A 13,137-nucleotide genomic window follows, 5' to 3' on the forward strand; every position below is an offset into this window, starting at 1 on the left:
TCCCGACGACTAGGAGTACAAGTGACTGCGATCCAGGAACCTGTGACGCCTGCCGCCGCCTTCGACCAGCCCTACGAGTACGCCCGCGCCGAGCTGGCGGAACCCGACTGGCGCCGCTTCCCCGGCTGGCACGACGTGACCGACGCCGAGTGGCGTGACGCGCAGTGGCAGCGGGTGCACTGCGTCCGCAACGTCAAGCAGCTGCGCGCCCTGATGGGCGACCTGCTGGAGGAGCGCTTCTACGACGACCTGCTCGCCGACCAACGCGAGCTGGCGACGATGTCGATGCTGCTGCCCCCGCAGATGCTCAACACGATGGCGCCGACGGCCGGCACCGACCCGGCGAAGGTCACCGAGGCGTTCTACGCCGACCCGATCCGCCGCTACATGCTCCCGGTGAAGAGCGACCGCGACGCGACGTGGCCGAGCCACCCCCACTCGGAACGCGACTCGCTGCACGAGGCCGAGATGTGGGTCGTCGAGGGCCTGACCCACCGCTACCCGACCAAGGTGCTGGCCGAGATGATCTCGACCTGCCCCCAGTACTGCGGCCACTGCACCCGCATGGACCTCGTCGGCAACTCGACCGAGACGGTCGAGAAGCACAAGCTGACGCTCAAGCCGGTCGACCGCCAGGACGCGATGATCGCGTACTTGAAGAAGACCCCGGGCGTGCGCGACGTGGTGGTCTCCGGCGGCGACGTCGCGAACGTGCCGTGGCCGCAGCTGGAGTCGTTCCTGATGCGCCTGATGGACATCGACACGGTTCGCGACATCCGCCTGGCGACGAAGGCCCTGGCGGCGCTGCCGCAGCACTGGATCCAGCCGAAGGTGGTCGAGGGCCTGGAGCGCGTCGCCGTGACCGCCCAGCGCCGCGGCGTCAACCTGGCGATCCACACCCACGTCAACCACGCCCAGTCGGTGACGCCGCTGGTGGCGGAGGCGGCCCAGACAGCGCTGAATGTGGGCGTCCGCGACGTCCGCAACCAGGGGGTGCTGATGCGCGGCGTCAACGCGACCCCGGCGGCCCTGCTGGACCTGTGCTTCGCGCTGCAGGGCGAGGCGAACATCCTGCCGTACTACTTCTACATGTGCGACCTGATCCCGAACGCGGAGCACTGGCGGGTTTCAGTGTGGGAGGCGCAGGAGCTGCAGCACGCGATCATGGGGTACCTGCCGGGGTATGCGACCCCGCGGATCGTGTGCGACGTGCCTTATGTCGGGAAGCGGTGGGTGCACCAGCTGGCCGAGTACGACCGGGAGCTCGGGATCTCGTACTGGACCAAGAACTACCTGACCAGCGTAGACAGGGCCGATGCTGAGGACCGCGGCGAGGCGCTGCAGCGGCGGTACCCCTACTACGATCCGATCACCACCCTGCCCGAAGCCGGCCAGACCTGGTGGGCCAACCGCTCCCGCTGACGCCGACGCGCCGACCTTCGAGAGAGCTGCCGAGGGGGTGCCTCGGAGCCCGATCCGAGCCATCCGCGCCCCCTCGGCCGTCTCAGACGTTTGGGCTGGTCAGGACCGGTGCGTACCGGTTGCGACCGATCCTCATACGGCCCAGAAACGGCCCAGAAATTCCACTGTGGACAGACGTGCACGCCACGCGGCCACCTCAACCTGTGAGGTCGAGCAAATGCTCTAGCATCGCCCACGATCGCAGTCTTGTGCGCCCGGCATCGGCGCAGAAGTGCTCCGCTGACCGGGTTCCAGACCAGGAGGTGCCCGTCGTCGTCTCCGGACACGACGACGAGCGTACCGGCGATCTGGGCGGCCGTGACCGCGGTGACCGGGTGCTCGTGCCCGTGCAGCATCCGGCGGTGCAGGGACGGCCGGGCGCGGCTCCACCGGCAGGACCACGGGCGCCGGATCGGCAGGTCAGCGAGCCGTTCGAGGTGCTCGTCGAGAGCGTGGAGGTGCATCGCGACGTCCAAATAGGATAGTCGAAGGCCAGCGTCGTCGTGGTCGAGGAGCTCGGGGAACACCTGCCGATAGGCCAGCCCCGCGGCGGGGATTTCATCCAGCGACTCGATCGCCGTGACCAGTCCACGGGGTTCCGCGAACACGAGGAAACCCACGTCCGCCAGCAGGTCCACCAGCACGCCGGCGTGCCGCGCGTGCACGGCGACGTATCGCCTGGTGTAGCTGTCTGCTCGCTCCCATCCGTCCGGCGCGGCTCGAACCGCGGCCAAGGCGGCCGTGACGATCCTGTGGTGGGCGGCATGCGCATCGACGATCGGCAGCTCTCCCCCGCGTGCGGAGGTGAGATGTTCGCGGAACGAGTTGTGGAAGACGCGCACGGCGGTGTCACCGAAGTGCAGGGACTGGGACAGGTCTTCGAGTGCGTCGTTCAGCACGTCGGAGTCAAGGCCGGTGATCGCGTGAAGCTGCTGCCTGGTCAAGCCGTCGCCCTGGGCAACGGCGAGCAGCGCGAGCACCGGGCGCAGGGCGGTGCGCCAATGTTGTTTCTTGCTGTCCGACCCGGTCATTGCGATGCTCCGGCGCAGAAAACCGTGGTAGACCTGGCTGAGGTCGCCCGGTAGCTCCGGCACGGCAAAGGGTTGCACCTGGGCGCTTTCCAGCAGCTCACCGATCGCGTGGTGCGCGTAGAGGAAGTTCCCCTTGCTGGCTGCCGCCCCGGAATCGGCCAGGAGGTCCAGGTCGCTGCCGGGCACCCCGGCAGCGAGACGCTTCCGGGCGTACTCGCGCACGTCCGCCTGCCCGGGAGAGCCGCCGGCGTCGAGGTCGATCACCCGGACGCCGGTGGTGTGGTGGAAGCCGGCTGGCCGCGAGGTGAGCAGCAGCCTGATGGGAACGTCCTGGAATGTCGGGCCGGTGAGCAGGTCGGCGATTGTGACCTCGGTCGGTAACGCCGCCGTCTCGTCGAGGCCGTCCACGAGGACGATCGGCCGCGCCGGCAGGTTCAGCGACCGGAGTGCCTCGCCGAGCAGACGACTAATCGTCTCCCCCGGCGTGTAGCCATGCAGGTCAGCCGCGACGCCCACGACCGTCGCACCTTGCTGGACCTCGCCGATGGTCACGGACGCGGCCAGGTTCACCGTCGGCCCTCCAGTGAGGTCGACTGCCGTGCTGCGGACGGCCTCGGCGAACCCCGGCACGCTGACCGAGAACTGGCGGATCACCGATCGCACGAACAGGGCCGGGTCCAGTGTCTCGCTGCGGGTAGGAGTCGCAGAAGTGCGTCGCGGCCAGCCAGCCCTCTGACAGTCTAGTGCCGAGTCCACGTGCCTGTCCGAGGTTCGAGTGCGCAGCCTGCACCGCGATCGCCGACTTGCCGCTGCCGGGAACCCCCACGATCACCAGCGTGCGGTCCGACGATTCCACCCATTCGAGAACTGCCTCGAACAGCCAGGATCTTCCTGTGAAACCTTCGGCGCGTTCCCACGGAACCCACAAGAGCTTCGGCCTCCTTCACAGGCTCTGACGGTGCCCGGCCGAATCGTCAGCCTAGGTCGTGGAGGTCGCGGCAGGTGGGGTTGTTGTTACAGGTCAGGCCGGGTGGGCGCGACGCCCTCCAGCACCGCCTGGCCATGTGGTCGGCGTAAGCCTGGGGCTCTTCGCCGTGATTGCAACGGGCGAAGGCTTTCTTCAAGCATGACCGTTCGTCGCGTCGATGGGCCGGGACACCGATCGACTGGACGTCGAGCGCCCGTGTGCTGCGCGTCGATCCCGACGCGGCCGAAGTGGTCAGCAGCCGCGCCGACTGCGGCTTCCTCTCATCCCGACCACAGGGGCTGGTTTGACCGGCGAAGACGGCGGAGTGCATCGCGAGAAGCAACTCCGCCATCTCAGCGCACGCCGATATACAGCCGATCAGCCGGGGTTCGGCCCGTCTTCGAGCCAGCGGGCACGGTAAGGAAGCCGGGCGCAGCGCTCGGCGACACTGCTGTTCGAGACTTTCACAGCACTGGACGCGGCTTCGCCGGCCCGGCCCCTCATCGGCGATCGGGTTGCCGGAGTGGACGCCGCCGGGTTCAGCCGACTCGGATCTCCATGAGCGCCCAGTAGCCGCCCACGTCGGTCTCGCCAACGGAGGTCCACTGACCGGCGGCGACGTCGTAGGTCTTGTCGTCGCCCGAGACCTCGGGGGTGAGCGTGGCGGTGAGGTTGCGGTCGCCGCCCCTGATGTCGTAGGTCCTGGGGATTTGCAGGGTGAGGTCGCCGACCGGGCCGGTGACGTGGAAACAAGTCTGCGGACGTGCGCGGGCGTCGACGACGATCTGCGTGGCATCGCCGGCCACACAGTCGACGAGCAAGATGTGCCCGTCACCCTTTTTCAACGTGATTCCGCGGGTGGCGAGAATTTGCGCGGCACCCGGATAGGAGAAGTCTTCGACAATATTCGAAGGCTGATCTTCCAATGGTTTCGAAACACTTGCGGGCGCAGTCCGCGGCGTTGCATGCGGTGTCGCAGCACCCGCGACAGTCGTCGCCGAACTGGCGCAGGCGACGGCAAACACGCTGGTCAAAGCCACTCTCGCGGCCAGGGAAATCCGTCTCGAAGGCATGTGTACCTCTATCGTGAGCGGTTTATCGGAAAGGACCCCGCCGTGCAGCATGGCACACCGGGATCCCGCCCGGTCAATACTCTGTTCAGAGTATTGACCGGCCCGGTTCGAACACTGCTAGGTTGATCTGTGGACGAGTCTGCGTCGATCGGACTCCGGACAGAAATTCTGACACACGGACCCCACCTCGATGTTTTCATCCGCTTTGAAAGCCGAGCGTCTGCCCAGCCGTGAAAGGACTTGAACCGTGAAGAGAACTAGGCCCTTGTCTGGGCGTTGGTGGCATGTGGGGTGGGCGGTGGTGACCGCGGGCGCGGTGCTGTGCGCCACCGCCCAGCCCGCCGGTGCGGACGAGTCCGCGTCGGCGAACCGGGTGAAGGTGTTGCAGATGATGCAGTCCGGCGGGCCCGCGGTGGCCCGGGCGGCGGTGGCCGCGCTGGTCGGCACGGACTCCGATGTGCAGACGTTCGTGGACACCGGGTTCGCCAAGGCGGAGACCGATGATCTGAAGGTGCAGATCGGGCAGAAGATGATCGTGGGCGGCGCGGGCGTGCGGGCGGCCGGGCAGACCGCGCTGAACGGGTCCACCGACGACATGCGCACGTTCCTGGCCACCGGCTGGCAGGCACCGTGGCAGGACGACCTGCGGGTCCAGGTCGGGACCGATGCGGCGCAGGGCGGTCCCGGGGTGAAGGACGCGGCGCAGAAAGCGTTGAATGCCAACACCACCGAAGCACTGCTGAAGTTCCTGGGCTCGGGACAGCCCGCGGCGAAGGCCGATGACGACCGCGTGGTGCTGGGCAGGTTGCTCAACACCGGCGGCCCGAACGTCAAGGCGGCGGCGAACGCGGCGCTGAACGGGTCGATCCAGGACGTCGAGGATTTCCTGGAGTCGGGGTATCAGGTTGCCGCGGCACGGGACGAGGAGACGATCTCGGTGGCACAGCTGGCCGACTTGGCCAGTGCGGCGCAGGTGAGATCCGCGGAGCAGACGCAGATCGCAAAGGACGCCTCGGACAAGGCCGTGCAGGCGGCGCAGGAATCCAAGGACGCTGCAGTCCAGGCGGCGAACGAGGCGGCGGAGGCGCAGAAGGCATCCGTCGCGGCGGGTAACGCGGCAGGCCGTGCGGCGGACGCGGCGGCGCGGGCAGCGCAGGCATCCCAGGTCGCGGTCGGTGCCGCGGCCGCCGCGAACGAAGCGGCTCGAGTGGCTGCGGACGCGTCGGCGCAGGCGGCGCACGCGGCGGCGCTGGCGGGTCAGACCGCGGCCGCGGCGCAGCTGGCGGCCCAGGCCGCGGCGGGTGGCCATCGGCAGGCCGATGCAGATGCCGCGAAGGCTGCGTCCGATGCGGCACATGCGGCAGCGGCGGGGGCTCGTCAGGCGGGTCAGGCCGCGAACGCGGCGGTGGACGCGGCGAACGCGGCCGGTGCCGCGGCGTCGGCTGCGGCCGCAGCGGCAGCGAATGCGTCGGCTGCGGCGGACGCTTCGACGGCTGCGGCGGGGTATGCCGACCAGGCCAGCAAGGAAGCGCAGGCGGCTCGCGAAGCAGGCGCACGGGCCAAGACCGAGGCCGCGGAAGCGACCCGGGCGGCGAACGCGGCCAAAGCGATCGCGAAGGAGGCCGCGGACGCAGCAACCGAGGCGCGTGACGACGCGAACGCGGCGGCGCAGCACGCCGATGCGGCCGGTGACGCGGCGTACCAGGCCTATCTGCATGCCGGTGAAGCGGCCGGGGACGCGAACAAGGCGAAGGACGCAGCGACCGCGGCCGACCAGGCCGCCAGTGACGCCGAGTCGGCGTCCGTCCAGGCGCAGAAGGTCCACGATATCGCCCTGCACGCCGACGCCGAGCGGCTGACCGAGCAGCAGAACAAGCAGGTCGCGGCCGCGTCGGACGCGAAACAGGTCGAGCAGGACAAGGCGGCGGCCGCAGCGTGGGAGGCGGGCCAGTCGGCCCAGCTCGACGCGCAGGAGAAGCAGCTGCTCGCCGAGGCCCGCAACCCGGCCACCGCGGCCGACGTGGTCGTCTCGGACGGCCGCAAGGTGGCCGGCCGGTTGCTTCAGACCGGCGGACCGTGGGTGAAGGATGCCTCGACCTCGGCGCTGCTGGGCAGCAACGCGGACGTAACTGCGTATGTCCGGTCCGATCTGGCCGTGGCGACCGAGCGGGACGACCGCGCCAGCGTCGGCGCGATCGCGGACTCGACCGGCATCCCCGCCCAGCGCACCGCCGCGGAAGCCGCGCAGCGCGGCTCCGACGCCCAGGTGAGCGCGTTCCTGGCGACCCGTGACTACCCGGACAAGATTTCCGACGACCGGATCCAGGTCAGCCGGATCATGGACGCGGGCGGGCCGGGAGTGAAGGACGCCGCGCAGAAGGCGCTCAACGGTTCCGACGCCGACGTCGAGACGTTCCTGTCCACGGGGCAGTACAGTGCCCGCCACGACGACAACATGGTGCTGGTCGGGAAGGCCCTCAACACCGGCGGGCCGGAGGTCAAGGCCGCCGCGCAGGCCGCGTTGTCCGGGCCGGACGCCTACATCGAAACGTTCCTGCAGTCCGGGTTGGCGCGGGCGCAGCAGCGCGACTCCGACACCGCCATCCACGTCGCGGAGATCAGCGACTTCCTCGCCGCGGCGGCCCGGTCGGCCTCCACCGCACGGCAGAACGCGTTCAATGCCTACGCCTACTGGGCGACCGCGGAGAACGCGGCCGGTGCGGCCGCGGACTACGCCAAGCAGGCCCAGGACTCCGCGAACGCGGCGGCCCGGTCGGCGACGGCGGCGAAGAACGCCGCGGATGCCGCAGCGGCATCCGCGGCGGCAGCGGCCCAGTCGGCGCAGACCGCGCAGAACGCGGAAACGGCAGCGCAGAAGGCGGCCGCCGACGCGGACAAGTCGGTGACCCGGGCGCAGGACTCGGCCAATCAGGCCCGTCAGTCGGCCGACGCGGCGAAGGCCGCCGCGGACCAGGCGCGGGCCGACGCCATCGCCGCGGGCAAGTCCGCGGACGACGCCGCCAAGTCGGCGGCGGCGGCCGAGCAGCAGCAACGTCAAGCCGACGACGCCTCCCACCAGGCCCCGCCGCCGGGACAGACCCAGCCGAACGACCACGACTACGACGTCGCGCTGGCGAAGTACTTCAGCAAGAACGGGCAGGCACCGCCGGAAGCGGCCGGGGACAAGGAACGCGAGTGGGACTCCCACTCCACCGCACCCGGCAACGGCATCATCATGATGCGGTTCTTCATCCACACCGCGGACGCCGCCTTCGGCGAACTCGACGGCGACAACCGGGGCTTCTCCAACGACCCCACCGCGGCGTTCCGGATCGTGGCGGCTTGGAACACCGACACCGGCATCGTGAGCATGACGGTGGCCCACAGCTACAAGTCCGCCTACTGGGCCACGTTCACCAACGGCGCGCCGAGGCAGGTGCCGGCCGAAACCTATCCGGCGCACGACATCGGACCGGGCCTGGGCAACGACCTGACGCTCAACTCGGGCTTCCCATCCGGGCAGATCAACGCGACCTACACCGGTCTCAACGGCAAGCTGCCGGTCTTCGCCGTCGACGGCACGCTCAACGTCGTCGTCGGCAAGGACCAGATGGGCCTGCAGCTCGACGGCGACGCCTACCCCGACTTCGAGGCCGTGCAGTACCGCCCGCACAACGCGCCGCGCAACGTCGGCACCTCGAACATGGGCTTCTTCGAAGGGCTCAACGCCATTCCCTTCTTCGCCGACCGGCACGAAATCTGGCTCAGCCCCACTCACTGACCCATCGCCGGGGCGGGCGTCTGCCCGCCCCGGCGGCTTCGCCATGATCCGAAGGAAACCCGTGAGACCACTAAGAACGCGGCCGCTGGTCGTGCTCGGCCCCGCACTGGCCGCCGTCACGCTCACCGCGGCTCCCGCACACGCGATCACCGGCGGCACTCCCACCGGGAACTGGGGCGACCACTACCAGGAGGTCGTCCACATCAAGCTCGCCAACGGGGCCGGCGCGTGCACCGGCACCCTGATCTCCGCGGACTGGCTGGTGACGGCGGCCAGGCCCCGTCGCAGCGACGGCCTCGGCACGATCGTCAGCATCTCCGGCAGCAACTCCGCGCCGGCGAACCTGCACTTCGACCCGGCGGGCTGTCAGCGCGTCTGATCGAGTCCTTTGTGGACGCCCCAGGCGAACCACCGCCGGGGTGGGCACCCCTGCCCGCCCCGGCTTCGTCCCCGAAAGGAAACCCATGAGACCACCGAGAACCCGGCCGCTGGTCGTGCTCGGCACCGCGCTGGCTGCCGTCACGCTCACCGTGGCACCCGCACAAGCGATCACCGGCGGCACGCCCACCGGGGACTACGGCAGCCCCTACGTCCCGACCGTCCGCATCACACTGGGCCTCGGGGACCAGTCGTGCACGGGCACGATGATCTCTCCGGAGACGGTGGTCACCGCGGCTAGCTGCCTGCACCCCGTGGCCCCGCCGGCGGCGGCGAGGGCGAATGCCGCGCGCCCGCAACACGTCCCGATCGGATCCGTCCAGCCGTTCAACTACACCCCCGTAGACGGCTACGTCTTCGGCATCAACGGCTACGTCACCCGCGACGACCGTGACCTCGCTCTGCTGCATTTGGACCGGCCGTTCGAGAACTACCGCGCGCGACTGGCCACCACGCCCCCGGTCACCGGCCAGGGCGTCCAGATCAACGGCTACGGCCGGACCACCACCGACTGGGTCTCCGCCAAGCAGCAGGTCGCGAACGCGACGGTCGGCGCGGTCGGCGCGACCACCTTCAGCGTCGGCGGCGGCTCCACGACGTGCAAGGGCGACGCGGGCGGACCGGTCTACCGCGGCGACCCCTGGGACCCCGAAATCGTCGCCGTCCACACCGGTTCCTTCCAGCACGGCTGTCTCGGGGAAACCGGGACGCAGGACGGCACTCAGGAAACCCGGCTGGACGACATCACCGACTGGATCCACCAGCAGGACCCCGACCTCGACATCAACTGCGCCGGCCAGCCGGACGCCTACGCGACCTACCCCGCGACGAAGACCATGCAGGCAGGCCTCTTCGGAGATGCGCAGTTCGGCTCGACCTGGTACGGGTGGGGCGGCGGCCAGACGGTCAACGGGTGGCAGGGCGTGACCCTGGCCGGGCCGAACAAGCTGGCCTGGAACATCCACCAGAAGACCGGCATCAGTGACCCCTTCGCCGACGGCGATCTCCTCCTCTGGCACAACGTCTACCAGGCCCCGGCGCCGGTCAAGGTCGGCAACGGCTGGGGATCCTTCCTCCAGCAAGCCAACCAGAACCTCGTCACCGTCGACTCCCGCGGCCGGATCTACGCCGTCAACGCCCAGGGCGAACTGCGCATGTACAACTGGGACGACGCCACCAAGCGTTGGACAACTCCCCTCACCGGCCAACTCCTCGACACCGGCTGGAACGGCTACAACCTCATCGTCGCCGCCGGAGACGGCGTCCTCTACGCCCGCACCACCACCGGAAACCTCTACCGCTTCCAATACGACTTCACCACCAACACCTGGACCCAACGCAACAAGGACAGCGGAACCGGCTGGAACGCGGTACCGCATATGACGTCCCCGGGGCAGGACATCCTCTACGGCATCGGCGCGAAGGTCGGCGACAACTACGCCGTTCGCTTCTACCGCTACTACCCGACCACCGACAGCTGGGCCGTCGGCGGAACCAGCGGCATCGTGATCAACAACGACGACCGCACCCCGGCGAACCTGGTCATCGACCCGGGCGCCTGCGTGCACACCTGAGCCAGTCCGGTGTAGGCAAGTCCGTCCGATCGGTGCCCTCCCCACGAGGGCACCGATCATTCCCACCCCGAGGTTCGCCGTGTCGCCCACGATTTCCTCGAACGACAGGGTCTCACCACCGTCTTCGGCAATCCCGGCTCCAACGAACTGCCCTTCCTCACCGGCTTGCCCGACAGCTGCCGATACGTTCTCGGGCTGCACGAGGGCAGCGTCGTCGGCATCGCGGCCGGCTACGCGCAGGCCAGCGACCACCCGGTGCTGGGGAGCCTGCATTCCGCCGCCGGTTCCGGGAACGCGATGGGGGCGCTGACCAACGCCGCGGCGGCCCGCACTCCTCTGGTGATCGTGGCCGGCCAGCAGGTGCGTCCGGCGATCGGCCCCGAGGCCAACTTGACGAACGTGGACGCCGCGGCGCTGATGAAACCGCTGGGTGTGCTGGGCCGCCGAACCGGCGTGCGCCCAGGACGTGCCCCGCGCGCTGGCACAAGCCGTGTTCGAGGCCCGGCTGCAGTGGCGCCCGACCTACCTTTCCGTCCCCCACGACGACTGGGCGGCCGAAGCGGACGACAACAGCCGGTTCGTGCCGGATCGCCGGGTCGAACGGGACGCCGCGCCGGATCCGGCCAGATCCGCCGGCTGGCCGAGCTGGTCGCCGCCGCGCACCGCCCGGCCCTGGTGCTCGGGGGCGACCTCGACGGCCATCAAGAACAGACCTTCCCGAGGGCACCCGCCTGGTCCAGGTGACCGAGGACGCGGACGCGGCGGCGCGGGCACCGATGGGCGAAGCGCTGGTCGCGGACCCGGTGGCGGTGCTCGACGCACTGGCCGACGGCCCCGAACCGGCCGTCGGCGAATACCTGCCCGTGCCCGAACCGCGGACGTGCCCGGGATCCGCGCGGCATCCCGAAGAAGTGTTCGCCGCGCTGCGCGACGAACAGCCCCGGACACCACGTATGTCGTCGTCGAGTCGACTTCGACCTCGAGTGCCTGGTGGCGACAGATGGACCTGCGGCTGCCCGGATCCTACCATTTCCCCGCGGCGGGAGGTCTCGGGTTCGGGCTGCCCGCCGCGGCCGACATCGCGATGGCCAGGCCCGACCGCCCGGTCGTCGGCGTGCTCGGCCAACTACGGCATCACCGCACTGTGGACCGCCGCCCAGCACATGGTTCCGATGACGATCGTCCTGCTGCGCGACGGTTCCTACGGCGCGTTGCGCTGGTTCGCCGGGTTGCTCGGCGTGCCGGACGCCCCGGGACCGGACCTGCCCGGCCTGGATTTCACGCAGATCGCGAGGGGTTACGGCGTGACGGCACAGCACGCCTGAAACGCGGAGCAGCTCCGGGCCCTGCTCGCCGAGCGCCCGGCCGGGCCCCGGCTCGTACAGGTGGACACCGCGCTCACCACCCCGTCCTGACCCCCGGCCGCATTCGTGGCCACGGAGTTTCGAATTATTCGCGAGTACCTCCGGATCGTGTAACGCGATCCGGGGCGACCCCGACGGTGGCCAGCTATTCGAATGTCGTTGAAAGAAGAGACAAGCACTCCCTCAAGTCCTATCTTGCCAAGTACCGGCAACGGAAGGACACGGTTATGGCAAGAAGACCCCAGCATGCGAAAATCACTGAATTCGGACAAATCATGCTCGATCGCGCCGATGACGCCGGCGCGTGGATCTTCAGCCGGACTCCGGAACCCGCACACCCCAGGTCGACCCCGGAGGTGTTCTGACCGCTCCGAAACGGCGGTCCCGCCCGGCGGAACAAGATGCTTCGGCGGCCGCCCGCACCGGACCGCCACCCGCACGACAGCACTGTGTTCAGATGACCGGATTCCTGGGGGGATACCTTGGTCCTGCGCATCCATTTTTCGCCCGACGACCTCGCGCTGACCACGTTCGCCGAGGCGCCGGACCCGTTCTGGGAAACCCTGCTCGGCCTGCATGCGTTGCAAGCGGGCCACAGTCGCTCCGCCCTCACGACCTGGCGCGCGGAAATCGCGCCGGAACCAACGTTCCGGAGCCTGCAGGCGCTCGCACCGTCGCGGGGATACTCGCCGGATTTCCTTACTCCCTCCGAAGCACGGGAGGGATTCGACGCCGGGCTCGACGCGCTCCTGCGCACCCGTGCCGCCCGTCGGCAGGTCGAGCTGGCGCGGCTCAGCCGCGGTGCCCCGGTGCCGCCCGCGCTCCAGCGCCTCGTCACCCACGAAGCGACGTTCCGCGACATGGCGGCGGCACTGACCCGCTTCCACCGGACCGCGATCCAGCCACTGTGGTCCCGGATCGAGACGGACTTCCACCGGCACCGCACCCACTGCGGGCGCGCGCTGCTCGGCCGGGGTTTCGGCGAGCTGATCGGCTCACTGCACCCGGCGCTGTGCTGGTGCGGGTCGTCCCTCGAGGTGGCCGGTGACCATGTGAACGGCGATCTCGAACTGGCGGGCCGGGGGCTGCGCATCATCCCGTCGTACTTCTGCGATCGGCGACCGACCGTGCTGGCCGACCCGCGCCTTCCGCCGGTACTGGTCTATCCGCTGCCTGCCCGCGCCGAGCACGACAGCAGTCATCCGATCGATCTCGGCGGAGTGCTCGGGAAGACGAAGATGCTGATCCTGGCGGCCACCGCGCGGGGCAGCACGACGACCGCACTGAGCACGGCGGCCCGGATCTCACTGAGTTCGGCCAGCTATCACGCGGCCTCGCTGCGCAAGGCCGGACTGATCGTGTCGGAACGGATGGGCAGTTCGGTCCGGCATTCGCTGACTCCACTGGGCGAGGACGTGCTGCGGGCCGGGCAGGAGGTCCACTGAGGA

At 69.5% G+C, this 13,137-nt stretch carries 8 protein-coding genes and 1 pseudogene; 7 read left to right on the forward strand and 2 right to left on the reverse strand.

Annotated features, from left to right (window positions below; all coding sequences use genetic code 11):
* The first annotated feature begins 21 nt into the window (after positions 1 to 21).
* Positions 22 to 1,422: a KamA family radical SAM protein gene (locus OG738_RS34480; RefSeq protein ID WP_329047334.1), complete on the forward strand. Its 1,401-nt coding sequence runs from the start codon at positions 22 to 24 to the stop codon at positions 1,420 to 1,422.
* Here OG738_RS34480 and OG738_RS34485 read toward each other — a convergent pair.
* Both OG738_RS34485 and OG738_RS34490 read right to left on the reverse strand, forming a co-directional pair.
* A complete protein-coding gene (locus OG738_RS34485) occupies positions 1,359 to 3,146 on the reverse strand; it encodes a hypothetical protein (RefSeq protein WP_329047335.1) in 1,788 nt (595 codons plus the stop codon). The genes OG738_RS34480 and OG738_RS34485 overlap by 64 nt on opposite strands.
* An 852-nt stretch (positions 3,147 to 3,998) precedes the next feature.
* Positions 3,999 to 4,499 carry a hypothetical protein gene (locus tag OG738_RS34490; protein WP_329047336.1) on the reverse strand — a complete coding sequence of 167 codons (501 nt, stop codon included), beginning with the start codon at positions 4,497 to 4,499 and terminating at the stop codon, positions 3,999 to 4,001.
* Between the two features lie 334 nt (positions 4,500 to 4,833).
* Between OG738_RS34490 and OG738_RS34495 the strand changes: the two genes are divergently transcribed.
* The 6 genes and pseudogenes from OG738_RS34495 to OG738_RS34520 all read left to right on the forward strand — a co-directional run bounded on the left by OG738_RS34495 (position 4,834) and on the right by OG738_RS34520 (position 13,134).
* Positions 4,834 to 8,313, forward strand: a complete 3,480-nt coding sequence (locus OG738_RS34495) for an ALF repeat-containing protein (protein WP_329047337.1) — start codon at positions 4,834 to 4,836, stop codon at positions 8,311 to 8,313.
* Positions 8,314 to 8,374: 61 nt separating this feature from the next.
* Positions 8,375 to 8,692 (forward strand): hypothetical protein, encoded by a 318-nt coding sequence (locus OG738_RS34500; protein ID WP_329047338.1) that lies wholly within the window; start codon positions 8,375 to 8,377, stop codon positions 8,690 to 8,692.
* Positions 8,693 to 8,777: 85 nt separating this feature from the next.
* The gene (locus OG738_RS34505) at positions 8,778 to 10,325 is read left to right on the forward strand and encodes a tachylectin-related carbohydrate-binding protein (protein WP_329047339.1); all 1,548 of its coding nucleotides are present in this window, start codon (positions 8,778 to 8,780) and stop codon (positions 10,323 to 10,325) included.
* A gap of 138 nt (positions 10,326 to 10,463) precedes the next feature.
* Positions 10,464 to 11,069: pseudogene (locus tag OG738_RS34510) on the forward strand (thiamine pyrophosphate-binding protein); the annotation flags it as partial.
* Positions 11,066 to 11,650: a thiamine pyrophosphate-dependent enzyme gene (locus OG738_RS34515; RefSeq protein ID WP_329047340.1), complete on the forward strand. Its 585-nt coding sequence runs from the start codon at positions 11,066 to 11,068 to the stop codon at positions 11,648 to 11,650. The pseudogene OG738_RS34510 and the gene OG738_RS34515, both read left to right, overlap by 4 nt.
* 521 nt (positions 11,651 to 12,171) lie before the next feature.
* Positions 12,172 to 13,134, forward strand: a complete 963-nt coding sequence (locus OG738_RS34520) for a helix-turn-helix domain-containing protein (protein WP_329047341.1) — start codon at positions 12,172 to 12,174, stop codon at positions 13,132 to 13,134.
* The last annotated feature ends 3 nt before the right edge of the window (positions 13,135 to 13,137 follow it).

The sequence above is a fragment of the Amycolatopsis sp. NBC_01488 genome, assembly GCF_036227105.1.
In the GTDB taxonomy this organism is placed as follows: domain Bacteria; phylum Actinomycetota; class Actinomycetes; order Mycobacteriales; family Pseudonocardiaceae; genus Amycolatopsis.